Origin of the sequence: Lonsdalea britannica, from assembly GCF_003515985.1 — a bacterium.
GTDB classification, from domain to species: Bacteria; Pseudomonadota; Gammaproteobacteria; order Enterobacterales; family Enterobacteriaceae; genus Lonsdalea; species Lonsdalea britannica.
In genome coordinates this window covers 1,936,526-1,959,607 of record NZ_CP023009.1, presented here as the reverse complement: position 1 = coordinate 1,959,607, position 23,082 = coordinate 1,936,526, and the positions used below count along the sequence as shown (strand labels likewise).

General features: G+C 51.4%; 14 protein-coding genes, 1 tRNA gene and 1 pseudogene. 11 read left to right on the top strand and 5 right to left on the bottom strand.

Translation table 11 applies throughout. The features are described from left to right. Positions 1-375 precede the first annotated feature (375 nt). Complete coding sequence (locus CKQ53_RS09005; RefSeq protein WP_085651508.1) at positions 376-915, bottom strand: fimbrial protein; 540 nt, start codon at positions 913-915, stop codon at positions 376-378. A gap of 13 nt (positions 916-928) precedes the next feature. Then, positions 929-1,051 (bottom strand): hypothetical protein, encoded by a 123-nt coding sequence (locus CKQ53_RS18925; protein WP_254901518.1) that lies wholly within the window; start codon positions 1,049-1,051, stop codon positions 929-931. Between the two features lie 518 nt (positions 1,052-1,569). Between CKQ53_RS18925 and CKQ53_RS09000 the strand changes: the two genes are divergently transcribed. The 6 genes from CKQ53_RS09000 (at position 1,570) to ansP (ending at position 7,461) form a co-directional block, all read left to right on the top strand. Beyond that, positions 1,570-2,292 (top strand): winged helix-turn-helix domain-containing protein, encoded by a 723-nt coding sequence (locus tag CKQ53_RS09000; RefSeq protein ID WP_118894912.1) that lies wholly within the window; start codon positions 1,570-1,572, stop codon positions 2,290-2,292. Between the two features lie 196 nt (positions 2,293-2,488). Continuing rightward, on the top strand, positions 2,489-2,743 hold the full coding sequence (locus CKQ53_RS08995) for a hypothetical protein (protein WP_085651510.1): 255 nt from the start codon (positions 2,489-2,491) through the stop codon (positions 2,741-2,743). Between the two features lie 266 nt (positions 2,744-3,009). Next, positions 3,010-4,098: an A/G-specific adenine glycosylase gene (gene mutY, locus CKQ53_RS08990; RefSeq protein ID WP_094117781.1), complete on the top strand. Its 1,089-nt coding sequence runs from the start codon at positions 3,010-3,012 to the stop codon at positions 4,096-4,098. A gap of 2 nt (positions 4,099-4,100) precedes the next feature. Next, on the top strand, positions 4,101-4,373 hold the full coding sequence (locus CKQ53_RS08985; protein ID WP_085651512.1) for an oxidative damage protection protein: 273 nt from the start codon (positions 4,101-4,103) through the stop codon (positions 4,371-4,373). Positions 4,374-4,428: 55 nt separating this feature from the next. Then, positions 4,429-5,502 carry a membrane-bound lytic murein transglycosylase MltC gene (mltC, locus tag CKQ53_RS08980; protein ID WP_094117852.1) on the top strand — a complete coding sequence of 358 codons (1,074 nt, stop codon included), beginning with the start codon at positions 4,429-4,431 and terminating at the stop codon, positions 5,500-5,502. A 480-nt stretch (positions 5,503-5,982) separates the two neighbouring features. Then, a complete protein-coding gene (gene ansP / locus CKQ53_RS08975) occupies positions 5,983-7,461 on the top strand; it encodes an L-asparagine permease (protein WP_094117782.1) in 1,479 nt (492 codons plus the stop codon). Between the two features lie 50 nt (positions 7,462-7,511). On the opposite strand, the gene CKQ53_RS08970 is transcribed toward ansP, so the two are convergent. Beyond that, a complete protein-coding gene (locus CKQ53_RS08970; protein ID WP_118894910.1) occupies positions 7,512-9,665 on the bottom strand; it encodes an ornithine decarboxylase in 2,154 nt (717 codons plus the stop codon). A 608-nt stretch (positions 9,666-10,273) separates the two neighbouring features. Here CKQ53_RS08970 and CKQ53_RS08965 point away from each other — a divergent pair. Then, positions 10,274-10,349: transfer RNA gene (locus tag CKQ53_RS08965), tRNA-Phe, on the top strand. Positions 10,350-10,510: 161 nt separating this feature from the next. Beyond that, positions 10,511-11,773 (top strand): tyrosine-type recombinase/integrase, encoded by a 1,263-nt coding sequence (locus CKQ53_RS08960; RefSeq protein ID WP_094117783.1) that lies wholly within the window; start codon positions 10,511-10,513, stop codon positions 11,771-11,773. 248 nt (positions 11,774-12,021) lie between these two features. Here CKQ53_RS08960 and CKQ53_RS08955 read toward each other — a convergent pair whose 3' ends face one another. Further along, positions 12,022-12,945 (bottom strand): IS5 family transposase, encoded by a 924-nt coding sequence (locus tag CKQ53_RS08955; protein WP_094117784.1) that lies wholly within the window; start codon positions 12,943-12,945, stop codon positions 12,022-12,024. Positions 12,946-13,562: 617 nt separating this feature from the next. Here CKQ53_RS08955 and CKQ53_RS08950 point away from each other — a divergent pair. Beyond that, entirely contained in the window at positions 13,563-15,128 is a 1,566-nt protein-coding gene (locus CKQ53_RS08950) for a class I adenylate-forming enzyme family protein (protein WP_094117785.1), read from the top strand. Positions 15,129-15,789: 661 nt separating this feature from the next. Then, complete coding sequence (locus CKQ53_RS08945) at positions 15,790-22,167, top strand: type I polyketide synthase (RefSeq protein ID WP_118894908.1); 6,378 nt, start codon at positions 15,790-15,792, stop codon at positions 22,165-22,167. A gap of 91 nt (positions 22,168-22,258) precedes the next feature. Here the strand turns inward: CKQ53_RS08945 and CKQ53_RS08940 are convergent, their stop codons facing one another. Then, complete coding sequence (locus CKQ53_RS08940) at positions 22,259-22,651, bottom strand: VENN motif pre-toxin domain-containing protein (RefSeq protein ID WP_244201025.1); 393 nt, start codon at positions 22,649-22,651, stop codon at positions 22,259-22,261. Positions 22,652-22,863: 212 nt separating this feature from the next. Between CKQ53_RS08940 and CKQ53_RS08935 the strand changes: the two are divergent. Next, positions 22,864-23,074, top strand: a pseudogene (locus CKQ53_RS08935) (SymE family type I addiction module toxin). Positions 23,075-23,082: the final 8 nt, after the last annotated feature.

Here is a 23,082-nt window from a genome sequence, read left to right as displayed (position 1 = left end):
ATCATCCAAGAAACAGATCGCGATTCCATATTGCAATAGGTTCATAAATACACATCACGGCCATAGAGCACTCCCTCGTAAATTCACAGGAATTATTTTTAGCCAGACAATCACCACGTATTATTTATTTCCACCTATTACTCTACGACAAGGGGAAATATCCTATAGCGCGCCCCTCTTTAATATCCACGGCGCACAATGGACTAATACTCCTTGCAGCCGACTTTATTTTGTTATTAGCGCGCCATATTTTAATATGGACATAATTCAATAAGGATAATCCCGTACACATGCCTTTATTCTGCTGACAATACATGCTTTTCCTAATGTTTACTTTATGTATATTAAAAGGGAATCCTTTCCCATAGTTTCATTTTACTGGTAGGAAATCACGAAGTTGGCCGTACTTTCAAAATTACCGGTCGTCACATCCGTCACAGACGGTAATTTCTGCACAAAGGAAGTGAACGATAACGTATTATCGCCATTGACCAGGTTATAATTGCTCACCGCGGCAGTAGTGCCGTCAAACGATACTTTTTCACCAGAGTATTGAATCGCAATACCAGCGCCGCTAGCACCGCCATTCAGCGCCAGCAGTTTATTATCTGTGCCGGCAGCAGTTCCTCCTGAGAATACAACATTTGCTGTTGTCGAAGTTTCGATGGAACAATCTCTTAAAGTAATATCGAAAGGTTTAATCACCGACGTTCCACCGTTATTCAGCACGGTTTTGCTGATTTCACCGAACTCAATCGTCTGAGCCAAATCATCCTGAGAGACAGAGCACGGCGTATCAATAATTTTCCCTTTGAAGGTCACATTTCCATTGTGGCTATCCGCTGCCTGCACATTGACGACAGTGAGAGAGGTAACAGCAATCATCGTAGCCAAAGCAATTTTGGATAATTTCATTTTCATTCCCGATTTAATTCAATAGATGAAAACGTGCTTGTTGGCGGCAGCCAAAAAGTACGCCCTGACCGGTCAATGCATTGATGTCAGGATCTTTCATCGAGTGGTTCAGCGACAGCGCATTCATCATCACCATCTCGCCTTTTCCCACGCCAATCCAGCATGTAAAGATCCCATGAAACCGTCATGCGTTGAACGAGCGGCGATCTAACCACAGCCCAAAACACAAGACAATTATATTGATTTGTATATATTTATTTAGATTTTATTCTTGTGATTTAACAATTAATAGGTTTTTATTCTGATAAAGCATTGTGTTTACGTTTTTTACGGTGTGAATAATTTTGGCGATAGCGCCTCAGGGAATAAATAGATCGTCTGATTAGAAAAAGTGGGGTCAAATCCACATAGATTTACATTTATATATATTCATCCCACACTAGTATAGGAAGTTACTTATTTATTTTTATCTTTTTAATGTGCTATAAACCCAGCCCTAAGGAAGCGCAGACATTTACTGCCATGGGTTATAGACATTGCCGTAGATAAAAATACGCTTTGACAATAAACAGGTAAATTTTTAGACTGATTTTTTGTTTTTCACCTCACCATATCGACTTTTTTATAATTCATGTCTCCATAGAGCATCTATAAATGGTTTATTTAATTAATAAGTCGGTTGTCTATACAGAAAAAGACAACTCTTTAGCATGGGTAAATCGCTCAGAAGAGGCCATATCTCTGAGTCTACCTGTGGCAAAGCTTCTAAAAATGCTGCTTATTAATCCAGGAGTGACATTAAGTAAAGAGTACCTGCTTACGGAGGTTCTGGAGAAAAACGCTCTGGCACCTTCCATGAACAACTTAAACAACTATATTTCTTTATTGAGAAAATCTCTGCGTGAATATGATCTGGCCGAGCTACTGATGACAGTACCTAAAGTCGGCATTATGTTTAATACGCTAGATATTGAGGTGACATGTGACGACTCACAGCAAAGCGCCGTTGTGGAAGTTTCGCCTCAACACACTGACGTTCAGCGAATAAAATACAGAAAGCCACTTTTCTTTGTGGTAGGCGGGACTGCTCTGGTCTTACTTTTATTTTTTAGGTTTATCTTATCGACAGACTTCCCATACAGAGAAATTTTTAGAGACGCTAAGATAGTAAACTGCCAGTTTTTTTATCTGGATGATGACACGATCAGCGAAGGTTTTCCGGAAAAGTATCATTATCTCTGTAAAAATAATGTCGACCTTTACTATTTTTCCAGAAAAATAATCATACCTAAAATTGCGACCAGAGAAGAAATTATTGTTATTTCCTGTAAAAAAAAAGGGAAAAGGTGCTCAACGCATGTCTTCATCAACAATTAGAACTCCTTTGACTATCACAGTGGTGACTATATTGCTCTTGGTAGTCACTCTGTCATCGTTATATTACTATTACCACGTTTACAAAAAACCATTAATGTGTCGGGGAGAAATAAGTTCCACCATTAAAAATGGGCAGGATTCGATTGTTAAAAGCTATATCATCAATTTCTATTTAGGGGCCAGAGGAAAAGGTTCGATGGCCTTACACGGCATCTATATTGATGTAGACAAATCTGCGGATGTTTTAGAACGTACACTCACGTTCGATTACAGCTGGAATGGCAATTATCTCATTATGAAAAACACCAACATGTTTAAGAATTTGGCCGATACCGCGCCCGACAATGCCACGCCTTATAGTAAGAATGAGGTCATCCGCTTCGAAATGCTGACGGATAAAGTCTATCTGGTCAGCGCCTTTCGCCCCACGTTCGCCTGCAACGTGCGTTAATGGCCCAAGCCCGTGGTCGCGCCCCTGCGGCCACGGCTTACTCCCTACCAACCCCGTACGCTCATATCGAAAAATCAGGCGCAGCGCTTTAGTGCATTGGAAAGTACTTGGTCGACCACGCCAGCCAGCGGATTTGTCACAACATAAACACCACGGCGCACGAGATGCGCAGAAGCAACACGTTCAGGAAACTTCGGGTTTACAGCACATTCACACTGTGCTGGAATCGCTTTCAATTTTCACCTGCCAGATAGCGATCCTTCCTTATGATACAAGCGCAACAGTTCGCGCAACAGGTGCTGGCGTGGTACGAACGTTTCGGACGTAAAACGCTGCCCTGGCAACTAGATAAAACGGCCTATCAGGTCTGGCTGTCCGAAGTCATGCTGCAACAGACGCAGGTCGCCACTGTTATCCCCTACTTTCAGCGTTTTATCGCCCGCTTCCCCGACGTACGCGCTCTGGCCGCCGCGCCGCTGGATGAGGTTCTGCACCTCTGGACCGGGCTTGGCTACTATGCCCGGGCACGAAACCTGCACAAAGCAGCACAGGTCATCACGGAACAGCACGGCGGCGTATTCCCCACCACATTCGACGATATCGTCGCGCTGCCGGGCATTGGCCGTTCCACCGCAGGCGCGATCCTGTCTCTGGCTCAGGGCCAGCACTACCCGATTCTGGATGGCAACGTGAAGCGCGTGCTCGCACGCTGCTGCGCCGTCTCCGGCTGGCCGGGTAAAAAAGAGGTGGAGAATCGCCTGTGGAATATCAGCGAAACCGTTACGCCAGCAGAAGGCGTGGGCGCGTTTAATCAGGCTATGATGGATTTGGGCGCGATGATCTGTACTCGCAGCCGCCCCAAATGTGAACTTTGTCCGCTCAACACCCAGTGTATCGCCTACGCTAACCACAACTGGGCGGATTATCCGGGCAAGAAACCCAAACAGACGATTCCGGAGAAAAGCGCCTGGTTTGTGATGGTCCGGCAGCAACAGCGCGTCTGGCTGGAGCAGCGTCCGGCCGTAGGACTGTGGGGCGGATTATTCTGTTTTCCCCAGTTCGCTACTCAAGAGGAAGCACATGCCTGGCTGCAACAGCGGGGGATGTCGCAAAGCGGACTGCAGCAAGGTATCGCGTTCCGACATACCTTCAGCCACTTTCATCTGGATATCGTCCCTCTGTTGCTGGATATGTCCAGCCAGAGTGCCTGCATGGATGAAGGCGCCGGTCTCTGGTATAACTTAGCCCAGCCGCCATCTGTGGGGCTCGCGGCCCCGGTAGAACGCCTGCTGCAACAGTTGGCTCAGTCGCAATCCGTCTTCGTCGACGTCTGCGCGCCCAATAACGAGGAATAAGCATGAGCAGAACGATTTTTTGTACTTTTTTACAACGTGAGGCCGAAGGTCAGGATTTTCAGCTGTATCCAGGCGAGCTGGGAAAACGCATTTATAACGAAATCTCCAAGGAAGCCTGGGGCCAGTGGCAAACCAAGCAGACGATGCTGATCAACGAGAAAAAGCTCAGCATGATGAATGTGGAAGACCGTAAGCTGCTGGAAGAAGAAATGAGAAAGTTCCTCTTTGAAGGCAAGGATGTGCACATCGACGGCTACACGCCGGAAGATCAGTAATCGTACAGGGGCCAGACGGCCCTGATCACTCACGCTCCCGACACGGCCTGATATGATGAAGAAACTGCTAGCTTTGCTGTGCATCGCTCCGCTGCTGATCTCTTGTTCCAGCAACAAAGGCAGCGAGGATGCCGAAGCCTATATCAAAGACACCAACGCCTTTGATATTTTGATGGGGCAATTCGCCAATAACATCGAAAACATCTGGGGCATCAACGAAGTGTTGATCGCCGGCCCCAAGGACTACGTTAAGTATTCCGACCAATACCTGACTCGTAGCCACGTCAACTTCGATGCCGGTACGATCACAATCGAAACCATCAACCCGACCAACTACGAAACCAGCCTCCGTCAGGCTATCGTCACGACGCTGTTGATGGGCGATGATGCCAGTAACACCGACCTGTATTCCGACGCCAACGATATTCAGATTAGCCGTGAGCCGTTGCTGTATGGCCAGGTGTTGGACAACACCAGCGAGCCTATCCGTTGGGAAGGTCGCGCCAGCAGCTTTGCGGATTATCTGATCCAGAACAAGCTGCAACGCCGTACCTCAGGCGTACACATGATCTGGACCGTCACCATTCAGCTGGTGCCTAACCATCTGGACAAGCGTGCCCACAAATATCTCCCGCTGGTCCGTAAAGCCGCAGATCGCTATGGCATCGAGCCTTCCTTGATCCTGGCGATCATGCAGACCGAGTCGAGCTTCAACCCCTACGCCGTGAGCCATTCCGACGCATTGGGTCTGATGCAGGTCGTTCAGCACAGCGCAGGACGCGATGTCTTCAAGATGAAAGGGAAATGGGGACAGCCGAGCCGCAGCTATCTGTTCGATCCGGAAAACAATATCGACACCGGGGCGGCTTATCTGGCGATACTGAAGAATGTGTATCTGGCGGGTATCCAGAACCCGACGTCACAACGTTATGCCGTTATCACCGCCTATAACGGCGGCGCTGGCAGCGTGCTGCGTGTGTTCTCCAGCGACAAAGACGCCGCGGTGAGCGCCATTAACGGCATGTCTCCCAACGATGTCTACCAGACGCTGACGACGCGGCACCCTTCTCAGGAGTCTCGCCGCTATCTGTACAAGGTGAACTCGGCGCAGAGAAACTATCGTCGCTGATAACGCGATACGAGCCTCCGGCCCCGCCGGAGGCTTCTCTGCGGCAGGTTGCCTTCCCATGCGGTTTCTGAGGAGTCAAATCGCGGCACACCGCTTTCGTCACGGTTAATGGTGCTACAGATATACCCGGCTCCCTGACGAATTTACCGTCAGAACCAGCAGGAAATCGGCTTATAAGCAAATGCTATGCTCTCACTATGGAATAGCTAAAATCACTACAAAAAACCCAAAAACATCCTATATTTCACTAATTTTTTATAATCAGTCATGATTATTATCTCTATTTAATGTGTTAGTAACGCAGACAGTTTTTGCCTAGGATGCCAAGAAAAGGTAGCATCGCAGACGTTTTTCAATTCCTGCCCCAGCATACCGCTAGGGACTGGCGGCGCATGCTAAGGCCGAACTTTAACGGTTAACTTATTAAATACTATGTCATTTCTTTCTTATGAATGATAAGACAAGGGATCTGGACGGGTAATGAATCAGCATAAAAGCAAAGACTCTGAACGCCATGCGGCCAAGCGACGCTGGCTCGATTCACATGAAGTGGGATACCACAAAACCATGGGTAACCGACAGGTACAGATGATCGCCATCGGCGGCTCTATCGGTACCGGCCTGTTTTTAGGCGCGGGCGCTCGTTTACAGATGGCTGGCCCTTCTTTGGCTCTCGTTTATCTGGCTTGCGGTATTTTTTCCTTTTTCATTCTGCGCGCGCTGGGCGAACTGGTGCTGCACCGTCCTACCAGCGGCAGCTTCGTCTCCTATGCGCGTGAGTTTCTCGGAGAGAAAGCCTCATACGTCGCGGGTTGGATGTATTTTCTGAACTGGGCAATGACAGGTATCGTCGATATCACCGCCGTAGCGCTCTACATGCATTACTGGGGAACATTTGCCGACGTGCCGCAGTGGGTCTTCGCCCTCAGCGCGCTGGGGCTCATCACCACCATGAACATGATTGGGGTGAAATGGTTTGCGGAAGCCGAGTTCTGGTTCGCGCTCGTCAAAGTCATCGCGATTTCGCTGTTCCTGATCGTGGGGACCATTTATCTCGGCACCGGGCTTGAACTCGACGGCAATCGCACCGGCTTCCATCTCATTACCGATAATGGCGGGCTTTTCCCGCACGGTATGCTGCCAGCGCTGGTGCTGATACAGGGCGTGATATTCGCCTTTGCTGGGGTCGAGCTGATTGGTACTGCCGCCGGTGAGTGTAAAGATCCCGAGAAAATGCTGCCTAAAGCGATCAACAGCGTGATCTGGCGCGTGGGTCTGTTCTACGTCGGCTCGGTGATTCTGCTGGTATGTCTGCTGCCGTGGAATGCTTATCAGGCAGGGCAAAGCCCGTTCGTGACCTTCTTCAGCAAGCTGGGCGTTCCCTACATCGGCACCATCATGAATATCGTGGTGCTGTCAGCGGCGCTGTCCAGCCTCAACTCCGGGCTGTACTCCACCGGACGTATTCTGCGTTCGCTGTCGCTGGGAGGCTCTGCGCCGAAATTCATGTCCAAAATGAGCGCGCAGTCCGTACCTTACGCCGGTATTTTGGTCACCGTCGGCATCCACGCCATCGGCGTGTTCCTGAACTACATCGTGCCATCGCAGGTGTTTGAGATCGTCTTGAATATCGCTTCGCTCGGTATCATCAGCTCCTGGGGCTTTATCATCGTCTGTCAGATGAAGCTGCGTCAGGCGATTAAAGCAGGGAAAGCCAAACCAATCAGCTTCAGAATGCCCGGCGCGCCGGTCACCTCTTGGCTGACGCTCGGATTCCTGCTGTCTGTACTGGTACTGATGGCGTTCGATTACCCCAACGGCACCTACACCATCTCTACGCTGCCGCTGCTTGCCATCATGCTGACGATGGGCTGGTACAGCCTGCGCCGTCAAAAGCAGGATGCGAATCTGGTCAAACAGGAGCATGAGCAGACGCAGGAAACTTCAAGCGAACAGTAACGCTTCCTGACTGCCTATCACCGGGGCTTTCGCCCCGGTTCATCCGGTTCCTAGTTCGACACCACATAGGCGTATAACCGTTTACGCCCATCTTCTTCCGTCTCCGCATAGACGCCCTGCAACTCCGGCGCAAAGCCCGGCATCAGATTCAGACCGGCCTCCAGCGCCAGGAAATAACGCAGTACCGCCCCACCCCACACTTCTCCCGGTACCACACATAGCACGCCCGGCGGATACGGCAGCGCGCCCTCAGCCGCGATACGCCCTTCAGCCTCATCCAGCGCAATCAGCTCGATCTCGCCACGAATGAAACAACTGTGCGCCTCCTGCGGCAACATCACCGCCGCCGGGAACTGCGCCTGACGGAACATCGCTTTCTGCAGACGTTTCACGTCATGACACGCGTAGAAATCATGCATTTCCTGACACAGCCGACGCAGCGTATACCCTTCATAACGCTGACGATGCTTATGATACAGGCTCGGCAGAACGTCGCTCAGCGGGGCGTCATGCTCGATCAACTGTTCAAAACGCACCAGCGCCTGTACCAGATGCTGCATCTTGAGGCTATCTTCCGCCGGGGTCAGCAGGAACAGAATCGTATTCAGATCGCATTTTTCCGGGATGATGCCGTGCTCACGCAGATAGTTGGCCAGAATCGTGGCCGGTATACCAAACGGCGTGTACTCACCGGTTTCCGCGTCAATACCCGGCGTAGTCAGCAGCAGTTTACAGGGGTCGACAAAATACTGATCCTGCGCGTATCCCTCGAAGGCATGCCAGCGTTCTCCCGGCTCAAAGTGGAAGAAGCGGACATCCTGCGCCATCGCCTCTGTATCGTGATCCTGCCAGGGAATGCCGCCTACCGAGGTTGGGACAAAAGGCGCAATCATGGAACAGACGTCAAGCAGCTGTTTGCGGGTTTCAATCCCCAGCTTCACGCACTCCTGCCACAGACGGCGGCCGCTTGCGCCTTCATGCATCTTGGCGTTGACATCCAGCGCGGCGAAAAGTGGATAGAACGGGCTCGTCGAAGCATGCAGCATAAAGGCATTGTTGAGACGCTTATGGTTGCAAAAGCGTTTCTGGCCCTTGATGTGCGTGTCTTTTTTGTGGATCTGGGACGTCTGAGAGAATCCGGCCTGTTGCTTATGCACCGACTGCGTAACGAAGATCCCCGGATCGTTCTCATTGAGTTCGAGCAACAGCGGCGAGCACTGTTCCATCATCGGGATAAACTGTTCGTAGCCAACCCAGGCGGAGTCAAACAGGATGTAGTCGCATAGATGACCGATGCTGTCCACCACCTGACGCGCGTTATAGATGGTGCCGTCATAGGTGCCGAGCTGGATCACCGCCAGACGAAATGGCCGCGGTAGCTCCGCGCGCGCAGGGTCTACCGCCCTGACCTGTTCACGCAGATAAGTCTCGTCAAAACAGTGTGCGTCGATGCCGCCTATCAAGCCGAACGGGTTTCGCGCGGTTTCGAGATACACCGGCGTTGCGCCCGCCTGAATCAGCGCGCCATGATGGTTGGACTTGTGATTATTACGATCGAACAGCACCAGATCGCCCCGCGTCAGCAGCGCATTGGTAACGACTTTGTTCGCCGCCGAGGTACCGTTCAGTACAAAGTAGGTTTTGTCCGCATTGAAGACTTTGGCTGCGAATTTCTGGGCCTTTTTCGCGGCGCCTTCGTGGATCAGCAAGTCGCCCAGCTTCACATCGGCGTTACAGATATCCGAACGAAACAGGGTTTCACCATAAAACTCATAGAACTGACGCCCGGCAGGATGCTTACGGAAAAACTGCCCGCCTTGATGCCCCGGACACGCAAAGGTGGTGGTTCCCATCTCGATATACTGTGTCAGCGTGTCAAAAAACGGCGGCAACAGCGCATCTTCGTAAGCACGAGCCGCCTGCTCCAACTGCGCTATATGCTCGCCCGCGTCGTCCAGGATCAACCACTCACTGCCCGGAGGCAGCATTTCGAGACTACCCTCTTCCGGCCTACGCAGCACAAAGGCCGGAATAGAGAAGCCCGTGAGATGTAACACAGACAAAATGCCGCTGTGAGCTTCTTCTGCTGAGACAACTACCGCAGCGATATCCGTAAAATCGGTTTGACTCAGGGCCACTACCGGTCGTTCAGTGCTTAAACGGGCGGCAACCGCTGAATTAGCCGCAATTTTTAACTGTTTCATGTAACAAACCCAAACGATCAAGGATGAGTATACGTGCCTGAAAGACACTGCGCAGGGATGACGCGCCCAGCCGTTGCCGGTCGTATTCCGCCAGCCAATACCTTCAAGTGTATGACTCATGTGGAAAACTGCCGGAACAAAGGGAAAACGGAGAGCCGCTCCATCCGATAGACATCAGTAAAATCAGAGCGATAACTCTATTTTTAATCATGCCTAACAGTGAGCGTCGACACGCCTCACCGCATAATGAAGGGAGATAATCTGGGGAAAGAAAGCGCTACAGCAGTGTGATCGGAGTCCCGGGACGTCATCAAAGTCATGGCGCTAAGCGTCCGCACCAAAAGCAATGAGTCCGACATATCAACGACCCTCGATAATCACAAATGAAAGGAAAGTTAAAAAACCGGACGATAATCGCACTATTTTTTACCAAATTCAAGAAAGCCCCGGCGGCATAAGTCATGCAAATCCAAGGGTGCCTTCCACGTGTGGCCAGCAGGGCTTCTATACAAGGATATGACGGTATTGTTTGAAAATAGAGCAAGCAGCCGCCGCGAGGCAGAAACCCGTTGACGGCTCCGGTGATATACGGTTTAATGCGCCCCGTTGCCCGGATAGCTCAGTCGGTAGAGCAGGGGATTGAAAATCCCCGTGTCCTTGGTTCGATTCCGAGTCCGGGCACCACCTTTCCTTTTTTATGCCTCCTTATAAATCCCCATGTGTATGTAATTCAATAAGTTGGCGTAAAAATCTTTCCCGATGCATTTTGATTTATCCCTTCGTATCCGGAAAATTTGGGGTCAGATTGCGGGTCGTTCAGTTCGATGAACGAAGGAGACCCTCACATGGCCCTGAATGACAGTAAAATCCGCGCAGCAAAACCTCTCACAAAATCTTATAAGCTCACTGACTCGCAAGGTCTGTACCTGACGGTATCCACCAGCGGCGCTAAGTTATGGTATTTCCGCTATCGCCTCGGCGGTAAAGAAAACCGTCTGGCTTTTGGCCCCTACCCGCAAACTATGCTGGCGGAAGCCCGTGAAAAGCGCGATGCGGCACGTAAGCTGCTGGCGTCCGGCCGCTGCCCTGCCCTGATGCGCAAAACGGATAACGCCGCCGTTGATGAATCCCGTACCTTTCAGTATGTCGCAATGACGTGGCACACCAGCAGCCTTAAGCTCTGGTCGGACGCTCACGCCGATAAGATCCTCACCTGCCTGAAATGCTACGTTTTCCCCGCGATCGGTGCGATGGATATCGCGCAGGTTGAAACCCGCCATCTGGCGCAGTTGGTTAAGGCGATTGACGACAAAGGGGTGCATGACGTTGCCGGACGGGTGCGCCAGCATCTGACCAAAATCATGCGCCACGCCGTACAGCAGGGCGTGATTAAATATAATCCGGCTTACGATCTGGATGGCGTCGTGACCCCGGTCGTGACCCAACATCACCCCGCCCTGCCGCTGAAACGTCTGCCGGAACTGCTAGAGAAGATAGAGAGCTACAAAGGCCGGATGCTCACCCGTCTGGCGCTGGAACTCAATCTGCATGTTTTCCTGCGCTCCAGTGAGCTGCGTTTTGCCCGCTGGGATGAATTCAACCTGAAAGCACATATCTGGAGCGTACCCGCCCAGCGCGAAGCAGTAAACGGCGTGAGGTTCTCAGAGCGTGGCGCGAAGATGAAGGATGAACATCTGGTGCCGCTGTCGCGGCAGGCGGTCGCCCTACTGCAACAGATTCACGCGATTTCCGGCGAATCGGTCTTCGTCTTTCCGGGCGCGCATACCCTGAACAAGCCGATGAGTGAAAACACCATCAACAAGGCGCTGCGCGTGATTGGCTACGACACCAAAACCGAAATCTGCGGCCACGGTTTCAGAACCATGGCCTGTAGCGCCCTGAATGAATCCGGACGCTGGTCAAAGGACGCCATCGAGCGGCAGATGAGCCACAAAGAGCGCAACGGCGTGCGGGCGGCTTACGTACATAAAGCGGAGCATCTGGAAGCCAGAATCGAAATGATGCAGTGGTGGTCGGATTATCTGGACGTCAACCGCGAGAATTACGTCGCGCCGTATATTTATGCGCGGAGTTATGCGGCTGGCTAACGCGCTGCGCTTGTTGGCTCCTGACGGACTTTCTATGTGATAGAAAATCCGTCAGGAGCGTTGTCATAAAACCATTCGAGTATCTTTTAGCACCTGAGCATTCTGCCAAAGCCTTCTTATGAATCGAAGCCGAGTTACCCAATTTCCTAGCAGAAAAGATCATGATATTATGAAAAAAATTTTATATATCACGAGGCTTTGTTGAATAAATCGGATTTTGATAAAAGCGCCTCCCGTCACTGACCTCCTCAGGCAATCCGCACACTTTCTGGCATCCCTGCATGCGTCATTTTGTTTAAGGCTCGGATCATGGCCATAGCCTCACCAACCTGCGCATCGTAGTCTCGCAGCGTCAGGTGCCCACCGAACAGTTGTTTAACCCGGTACATCGCCGTTTCGGCCACCGACCGACGGTTATAAGCCGTGTTCCATTTCCAGTAAGCATTGCTCCCGGTAAGCCTCTGCCTCGCCACCGCCTGATTTCTGTCCGCATACTCCGCCGGCCAGTAACCTGCCCGGGTTCGTGGCGGGATAAGCGCCTTGATTTTTTTTCGCCGCAGCTCGTCATGGCAAAGTTTTGTGTCATAAGCACCATCGGCAGAAGCGACCTTAACTTTCCGATGGGTCTGACGAATAAGTCCCGGGAATGCCTCTGCGTCAGTCACATTATTCAGAGACAGGTCAGCGCAGATAACCTCATGAGTACCGGCGTCCACAGCAAGGTGCAGTTTCCGCCAGACGCGGCGCTTTCCCTGACCGTGTTTTTTCACCTTCCACTCCCCTTCGCCGAAGACTTTTAATCCGGTGGAGTCGATAACCAGGTGGGCAATTTCGCCGCGCGTGGGGGTTTTAAACGGGATGTTGACGGACCTAGCCCGCCAGCTGACGCAGGAATAATCCGGGCACCTGAGCGGGAGCTTCATCAGGGTAAAAATGGAGTCAATAAATCCCTGCGCGGCGCGCAGCGTGAGGCGAAAAACGCGTTTGAGCATGAGTACGGTAGAAATAGCGAGCTCAGAATAACGTTGAGGACGACCACGTGAAGACGTGTTGGGCTCGTCATACCAGGTCTGAATGGCCGACTCATCAAGCCAGAATGTCAGTGAGCCCCGATTGATGAGCGTCTTGTTGTAGGTAGCCCAGTTGGTGATTTTGAACTTTTGTTTTGCCACGTGATATCGCTGCAGGATCAGGAGTGTGGTGATCTGATCCTGATTACGGCCAAAAGTTCGATTTATTCAACAAAGCCCCTTTCTATTCGTAAAATCGGAATCGTTCATACTTCAAGTAGCTATTATCATCAATATGAGTAACTTTAAACATATCTATCGGTATTTTTGATACACCATCATGCTTTTTTAAAAGTATTCTCTCGTAAAGATAAACATTGACGGTGATTATGATTCTTTTACTTACCGTCAATTAAATAACTGATAAAGCCAACAAGACAGAAGCACCTAGACCCCAAAGAATAACTTCCCATCACATTTGAAACCTAAATGAAGTAGTGTGTTATTAATCAATTAGATAGGATAACTTAACTTCCTGACGAATAAAGCAAACATTGAATTAATTAACATTAAGCACCATCAAGCCCTGAATCACAGCTTAATAGAAAAAACCTTAAAAGAATACAGAAACAATTATAGCGAAAAGGAATGATAAAGATGATTATTTTCCTTTTTATCCTTCAAGATTTTTCGTTTATAAAAGAATGGATGTTTTTTCTATCACTGATTTAAAAACTTGTTCACTCATCATTTTTTAGGGTAACCATAGGAAGTGTATTATGGACGTCTTTACATCTTTTAGAAAACTTGCCACTTTACACCCCACCGAAACAGTAGTGATACAAAATAATAAAAATATAATTTTTACCGAGCTGTTGGATTTGAGTGAAAAGGTAGCGGCGGGCTTAAAGCAGGACGGCATTAAAAAAGGCGATCGTATTTCTATCCATGTCGGTAACAAAATTGAGTTACTTGCCACTTATTATGCTTGCTTGAAAATTGGCGCCATTTTCGTTCCTATAAACTTAAAAATATCGGCTAACGAAGCAAAGAAATTGATACAACATAGTTCTTCTCGCCTCTATATTGGCGATGCCATTCGATTTCATGAAATGGATAAAGAGATTGAGTCATGCCCTACCATTGAAAAGAAATGGATTATTGACCTCAGTCACAGCGATGAAAATCATCATACTCGCTCTTGGGATAACGTCATTTCAAATGTCGTCCCCGATGATGCTGACGACCGACATACTGACGAAATCGCATCCCTATTTTATACTTCGGGTACGACAGGACAACCCAAAGGAATCGTCTATTCACAACAGACATTGGTCGATGCACTTAATTTAACCCAAGCGACAATAAATCCCACTTTAAAAAAAACAAACAACAAAAAAAATGTCATTGTTAGTTTGGTAGACCTAGCTAGTCCGTGGAGCATACTGATTACGCTAGCGGCGATTCAAAAAGGCTATACGGTATTATTGCTTCCGGAATCCAACATCAATGAGTTGGTCGAACTATTAAAAAAGAAAAATATCGCATGGATAGCCGGAACACCGTCAAACTTTCAGGCAGTGATCAACGTAGCGGAAAAACAGAATGCCCCACTGAACCTTAGCGACACTGTTTGCGTCGTGGGTGGCGACGTATGTGGGACCGAACTCAGCCAACGCTTTCTTTCATGTTTTGGTTCTCGATTACAAAGCTCGTATGGACAAACGGAACTCGGTGGGCCGGTGATGTATCATCACGACCTTTGTGCATTCAATGAGCCCTCTATTGGCTGGGCCCTCCCCTCCGTTAAATTTCGAATCGAAAGCACCTCATCAGAGGGGAAGGGAGAACTTTTTATTCTTACCCCTGCAAAAGCAGTCGGTATTTGGAATGGGCATGATATTGACTGGTTCCCATCCGAACGATGGCTGGCAACAGGAGATATTGTTCAACAAGCACCAGATGGTCATTTGATTTTTATTGGCAGGAGAAAGGAACAAATCAAAATTGAGGGATATCCTGTTTATCCAGTAGAAATTGAGCAAACACTTATTCAACATCAGGATATCTTCGCCGCCGTCGCCTTTAGTGTTCCCGATACTTTTTCAGGTGAACGTATTATTGCATTGGTTCAAACAGCATCAGATAACACTCCTAGCGCCGAAAATTTATCAGAATTTTTATCTCATCACATTGCCAACTATAAACAGCCTTCTGAATATCTTTTCGTTCAAGACATCGCGCTAGCGACTATGGGAAAAATCAGCAGGCGGAAGTTATCGAATCAATACGAACAACTCAAAAATCAGGCAATAAAGTACATAACCGTATCAACTCAAGCTTAAGTGAACGGCGAAACTCATATTTTGCGTCGAAGTGAGATTGAGCTTAACGCTCATCCATTGTTATCAGAGCGGCACCGATACGCCTATGCCAGGGAAAGAGTCCCTTAGATAGGCGTCTTGAATGAAGACAGGAGTCAGCAAGTTGATAGAGGATTTACAGAAAATAGACGATGGCTGACTCCCCGCCCTCTCATGGACTTAACGCGCCACAGTCATAAATTGGGGCTATCCGGTTAAAGTGAAAATTGCCAGACCTCAGCAATATCGACAATGTTGGTAGAACCGATGCTCATCAGGAGCCCGGCACATCGGTGCACTGAAATGCACCCGGTGATGCATCAGCGCAAGACGCCTGACCATCATTTCGTGTTAACGCCTGAAAACCGTACTGGCCTCCGTTTTATCCCACTGCGCAGTCTGAATATTGCAACGCGGCTGAACGCTGCACGACGAGCGTGATGCTTTATCGCAGGACGCAAGAGTGAAAGAAAGCCCATGAGATTCTCGACAACTTATTGCTGCCACGCCTTATTTCTCATTTAGGCGATGCTGGCTGAAACGCCTTAGCACTCATGAACAAGGAACGGAAACATCTTCAGTCCACCCCAATAGGGTCTAAGTCTGAATTGTCTAACGCCATGTCAACCAAGGAAGAAATGTCATGATGTACCGATCTGACAACAGCATTACGAAAAATACTGCCCCAACAGCAAACGGTGAAGACGCTACAGAGCCACGTCTTGTTGAAGCGTTACGCCAAAGTCTATTGCTCAACAAACAGTTGAAACAGCAAAATCAGTATTTAACCCAGGTTGCGCATGAGCCGATCGCCATTATTGCTATGGGCTGCCGTCTTCCCGGCGGCATCCACTCGCCTGAACAGCTATGGCAACAATTATCCGATGGCAAGGAAACCATTGGCCCTTTCCCCACCGATCGGGGATGGGATATTGATGCGCTGTTTGCGCAGACGCCCAACCTCAAGGACATTGCGAAGAACTGGAAGGGGGGATTTCTGACTGACGCGGGCGGTTTTGACGCAAGTTTCTTTAAGATATCTGACCGTGAGGCTCTGGCGATGGATCCTCAGCAGCGAGTATTACTCGAAATCAGTTGGGAAATTCTGGAACGCGCTGGCATCGTTCCCGCCACACTGAAAAACAGCCAGACCGGCGTTTTCATCGGCACAACACATAATGGCTATGTCAGTGATATTGAACGACGCAACCCAGCCGCCGACGGCTATCGTTTACAGGGCAGCCTGAGCAGCATCAGTTCAGGTCGTATTGCTTACGTACTGGGATTAAACGGTCCGGCGATCACATTGGATACGGCCTGTTCCGCCTCTCTTACAGCCATTCATCAAGCCATTAATTCCCTAAGAAACAGGGAGTGTTCACTTGCCATCGCCGGCGGCGCGACGATTATGGCTTCGCCGGATGTTTTTGCCGAATTCACGCGTCAGGGCGGACTCGCCGCAGACGGAAGGTGTAAAGCCTTCTCCGACGCAGCGGATGGAACCGGCTTTTCCGAAGGGGCCGGCCTCATTTTGCTGGAAAGGCTTTCTGATGCGGTGAAATCAAATCATACCGTTCTGGCCGTGATTCGAGGGAGCGCGCTCAACCAGGATGGCGCTAGCAACGGGCTAACCGCCCCCAGCAGTTCCGCGCAGGAACAGGTCATTCGCCAAGCGCTGAATAATGCGGAGCTGACCGTCTCCGAGATTGATGTCATCGAAGCTCACGGCACGGGGACTTCGCTCGGCGATCCCATTGAAGCCCACGCGCTGCTCAATACTTACGGTAAACATCGAACCGACGATCAACCGCTGTGGCTGGGATCTTTAAAATCCAACATTGGTCACGTGCAACTCGCCGCTGGCGTCGCCAGTGTCATAAAAATGGTCTTGGCTCTCCAAAATAAGCAACTCCCCAAAACGCTGCATGCTGAGACACCGTCCTCCAAAATCGACTGGTCGCGCGGCAACATAAAGTTGCTGAATAGCGCCCGCCCTTGGCCTGATAACGAACGACCAAAACGCGCAGCGATTTCGGCATTTGGATTTTCCGGCACCAATGCGCACCTTATTCTCGAAGAAGCGCCCCCTATTTCGTTTTCAGCAGAGCCCGCAGACACTGAAAATACGTTTCCCGTTCCGGGCATTTCGCTGCCGCTGTCAGCGGCCTCACCTGAAGGATTATGCGCACAGGCCAGGCAACTTCGGTCGTGGATTATCCGGGAGGAAGCCCCCGATCTTAGCGCTGTCGCCTACTCGTTAGCCACCCACCGGACTCACTTTGACTACCGCGCCGTGGTAACCGCCGACAATTGCGACGGCATCCTCGACGCTCTCCAGGGGCTCGCCGAAAATCGTTACGCTCCCGGCATCGCTCAAGGTATCCGCTCCCGGTCGGGCAACGTCGCGTTTCTCTTTACTGGACAAGGCGCCCAGTGGCCAACGATGGGGCAAGGATTGTATCGCCTGTCGCCCGTCTTCGCCCGAACGCTCGATGAAGTCTGTCATCACATCGACCCTTTGCTGCCCCAACCGCTGAAAACCGTCATGTTCGCAGAAAAGGACACCCCGGACGCGGCGCTGTTGCATCGAACTGATTTTACCCAGGCGGCTCTTTTCGCTTTCGAGGTCGCCTTATGCCGGACCGTCATGCATCTTGGCGTACTTCCGGATGTGATGGTCGGTCACTCCATCGGCGAGATCGCCGCCGCCCATATCGCCGGCGTATTCAATCTGGCTGATGCCGCGACCTTTGTCGCCACTCGGGGGAGACTGATGCAGTCTATCGCCGCCGACGGCACCATGGTGGCGATCGAAGTCAGCGAAACAGACATCGCCACGTCGCTTGAGGGACATGAAGACCACGTCGCGGTTGCCGCAGTGAATACACCATCCTCTGTCGTGATATCGGGCGACACAAATAGTGTGTTGAACATCGCCGAAGAGTGGCACGATCGCGGTTATCGCACACACCGATTGAAAACCAGCCACGCATTTCATTCCCCCCACATCGATAGCATCATCGATGATTTACACGGCATGCTTTCAACACTGACACTTCATGCGCCCGCTATTTCGATCGTCTCCACGGTGACCGGCACGCAGCTTTCCAATGAACAAGCCTGCTCCGCTGAATATTGGGCGAATCAGGCGCGTCGTGCGGTGCGCTTCGACGCCGCCATCCAATGGCTACAGACACACAATACCGTTGTCTCGCTGGAAGTCGGCCCCGACGGCGTACTGACGGCATTAGGGCGTTCCTCTGCCGCAACAACAGCATCCGATCAGCTCTCCGCCGTGGTATGGGTCGCTTCCTTGCGCAAGGATCGGGAAGAATCGCGTCCCTTTTTCGCCGCATTGGCGCAGTTGTACGCGCAGGGACAACCGCTGGACTGGACGAAATTACTTCCCCCGGCTCCGCCCGTCACGCTGCCCACTTATCCATTTCAGCAGCGCCGGTATTGGTTGCAAGCCCCACAGGGACAGGCGACATTCGACGGTGGGCTCTTCACGGTTAACCATCCGTTCCTGCATGCGGGTATCAGTCTCGCTAATCAACAAGGCTGGATTTTCACCGGTCAGCTGGATGCGGCGAAGCAGCCGTGGTTATTGGAACACGTTGTTGGCGATGTCGCCGCCGTCGCCGGTACTGTGACGGCCGAATTGATGTTGTTCATCGGGGAACGGATCGGCTGCCAGCGCATGGACGATCTCTCTCTGCACACGATTTTACCGCTGGAGAGACAAGCCCCCGCTCACATCCAATTGCAAATCGGCGAACAGGATGCAAGTGGGGGACGCCAGGCCGAGGCCTATTTCTATATTCCCGATCCCACACAACCCTCAGACCTGACGCCTGCGTGGCAACGCTATGCGACGTGCCACCTCGTGCCAGATAACACAGCGACGCCTGAATGGCCGGATTTACATTCGCCAAACTGGCCGCCAGCAAATGCCGAACCGGTTGATTTCAGCCCTTTGTATGAACAACTTGCTGAAAAAGGCGTCGTGCTCGGTGACTCTTTTCAACAGCTGACCCACGTCTGGGAATATAACGACAACCTCTATGTCGAAGCGACGCTGCCCCCGATCCAGGGCGAACAGGGAGAGGATTTCATCCTGCATCCCACCATATTAGACGCGGGCCTGCAGGCGGCATTAATCGAAAAGCTAGACGTTGAGACGGATAACCATCAGCCCCGTTTACTTTTCTTCCTGAGCGGGATACGGCCTTACGCCAAGAAAGTACAACATCTGAGGGGACACTTGGTTCGTAAACCCTCCACATCAAGCGCTTTGGGCTACCGTGAGTATTCATTACGACTCGCCGATGATACCGGGCGTGCTGTCGCCGTCGTTGACTCAATGATATTGAAATCGTCAAGTGCACAGCAGAACCGCTCACCACAACGACCTCCTTTTTATCGTCTGCTCTGGCGTGAGGTTGAACCCATGGCGTCTCCTACGACTTCGGTCAAGCCTCTGTGGATTACTCAGCAGGAGACACGACTGCCCTGTTTATCCGATATCACGAAGGAAAAATCTCCCCATGCTGTCTACGCGGATATTCATCATGCATTGGAGTCCTTCGTTCCCGAGCCGGAATATGTGGCGATATTGATCGCACCAAAAGCTGACAACGGCGATACCTTTATCGATCACAATCCGACACACCATGTGCTCAGCGCCCTGCAAGCATGGTTGAAAGACACTCGAACCACCAACACGCCTCTGGTTGTGGTGACGCAAGGCGCGGTAGCAACCCGCGAAGATGAGGGCGTCCCCCATCTCGCGCAATCTCCGATCTGGGGCTTAGTCCGCACAGCGCAGCTTGAGTATCCTGGCCGCTTCTTCCTGCTCGATATTGACGATATTGAAAGCACGCCATGGTCATTGATAAGTACGGCTATTGATGCGCTTCCCCATACGCTGCAACTCGCGTTACGCGCCGGAGAAATACGCGCTCCACGCTTGAGAAAAGCGGCTGCCGACGGCGATCTTTCCGCTCATAATCACACTGACCCGCAGGAAAGCGTCTGCCGCAACCTTAATCCGGACGGCACTGTGTTGATTACGGGCGGCACAGGCGCACTTGGCAAGACTGCCGCCAGACATTTAGTGGAGCGCCACGGCGTTCGCCATCTACTGCTGGCGAACCGGCGTGGGGCAGAAGCGCCGGGAACCGATGCATTGCTTGAAGAACTTACCGAGCTTGGCGCGCAGGTTACGCTCATCGCTTGCGATGTGGCCGACCCGAAGGCGGTGGAATCATTGCTAAACGCTATACCCGAAACGCACCCGCTGACGGCGATTATTCACACGGCCGGTACCGTGGATACCGCAACGCTAGACAACATGACGGCAGAGCAAGTCGACAGTGTTCTACAATCAAAAGCCGTTTCTGCCTGGAACCTGCACCAACTCACCCTGAATAACGATCTTTCGGCATTCGTACTCTACTCTTCCGCGGTCAGTATTCTTCCGCAAAAGGCACAGGGTAACTACGCCGCCGCCAACGCTTTTCTGGACGCCCTCGCGCATTACCGACGCCATCTCGGCTTGCCTGCATCAGCAATGGCCTGGGGAATGTGGGCTGAACGCTCGGAGATGGGGGAACAACTTGGCAACGACGATATCCAACGTATTATCGACACCGGTCAAAATCCGCTCTCACGCACGCAAGGATTGGCATTCCTTGACACCGTTGTCGGCACGGACGTCATCGAACACGCACCGTTACTGATACCGGCGCGTTTGAATCTGGAAGCACTACGCGATCAAAACTCCCCCTCACTTCTCACGGAGGTGCTACCGCGTCGATCAACATCCCAGAGCTCCCCGGCTCTCTCACTGCAACTCGCTGACATGCCTGAGGCAGAAAGACTGTCTTATATGCTTAACGTGATTATTCAATACGCGGGCGAAGTCCTGAACCATCCCGACCCGAAATCCATAAGACGCGACGAGGAATTTATCTCACTCGGATTTGACTCTCTTACTTCGGTGGAAATGGGCAGTCGCCTCTCACTGTCGCTTGGGGTTCGTCTCCCAGCCACAGCAATTTTTGAGCATCCAACACCACACGCATTGGCCCAATTCTTACTCAACTTGGCGTTCAAGAAAACGCAAGAATCTTCAGAAGAACCACAAATTGAGCAGCAGAAAAACAAAGGAGGCCTCTTTGAGCTTCTGCGAAAAGCCGTAGAGCAAGGCATGACGAATGATGGGCTGAGTGTGCTGGCAGGCGCTGCGCGCCTTCGTGAGCATTTCTCGCATTTGCAGCATGACCAGTATGCCCCTGAGGGGGTATGGCTGAGTCGAGATCGAGAAAAACCGCTGCTGATTTGCCTGAACTCATTCATCCCGGCCGCCGCTAACTTAACCTACCAGCGCTTGAACTCAGCGTTGTGCGATCGGTACAGCCTATTGACTATCCCCTTACCCGGATATGATGCATTTCCCCTACCGGCAACCGACTATGCGGCGGCGGCGGCGCTCGCCACGGCGGTGGAACGAGGCGCGGAAGGTCGCGACTTTACTCTGGTCGGCTTCTCAACAGGCGGGCTCGTCGCCCACGCCGTAGCACATCAGCTGGAAGCGAGAGGTCGGCAGGCCACATCCGTCGTGTTAATCGACAGCTTCCCGCCTTCGGCCATGAGTGAGGACGCGATGGGAGATGTGCTGGAAACCTGGTTCGCTGCAAAAGGGGAATTCTGGACAGGCGAGGACAATGCGATGATGGCGATGTCTTGGTATCTCGAACTCTTCGGCCTTCAGTGGACTCCCGCTCATTTGAAAACGCCGACATTGATGCTCCAGGCCGCGAATTACCCTGCGTCTGCACAGCCCGCATTGTGGGCAAATGAATGGCCCAATCTGCTGAAAAGCGTCATCACGCCGGGAAGCCACTTCGAACTGCTGACGGAACATGTCGCCGAAACGGCTGAAAATTTGTCCGCACTGCTAAGCGATTCCACGTCAAAAACTCGTGGAAAAAAGGGGAAGGCCAACCACAAACAATAGCGAAAGAGGCGCGAGTCGAAACAGCTATCGAAATCTAGTGATATGTCGAAAATGCATTCGGTATCGCCGTGATTTTTGCAGGAGGATGACCCTAATTGAAGCGCCCGACCTTGCAGGGCGCGCTCATAAAATCGCTCCCGACGGCGATGATAAAAGGGTCTACCGGCCTGCCACCCGTCACTGCACCCGCTGTGCTGTCGCTACTCACCCCCGCCGCAATCCCTGACGCCAGCGTCGCCAATGCGCTCAGGTTGTCTTTCTGTTGCGACGTCAGCTCTTTACTGTCCGATGTGCCGTACAATACCAAAGCTATCGCAGGAGCCGCCAACTCGCCTGTCGCCGCGCCTATGGTTCCCGCAGTGCCATTGCCACCGCTCAGCTCCGCTATCACGCCTCCCAGTATCGCATGTGCCATCAGGTTGTTCAGCTTCTGCGTTTCCGTCAGCGTGCTGTAATCCGTGTTATCCGTGGAGATTTCCTTCACCTTAACCGCCACTGGAACGGCCGATTCGGGTTATTAGCCAGTTACCTAGCTGCAAGAAAAAGCCGGTATCAGAGATGCTCGGCGCCGTGATGACTCTGGCAAAAAAGGCAGGAACGAACGGTTAATAAAAGGACATGATTTTTAACGCGCCAGCAATGAGTTCTCACCTCACTGCCGACGCTCACCACAGGCAACTAAAGAGTATAGTTACTATGGCTGATGCACATCATCAGTCAGAACCCTCCCCCCCAAGCCCACAAAAGCATTGTTGGCTATTGTCCCAACGGCGGCAGACCCAACCCGCTGCCGCAACTGACCCTCAAGGGACGCTGGCTGGAGCCGCTGGGATTTACCACCGGCCAGAAGATCGAGGTGATCACCGGACCCGGACAGTTGATTATCCGACTGGATGATAAAAGATAACAAGCTGA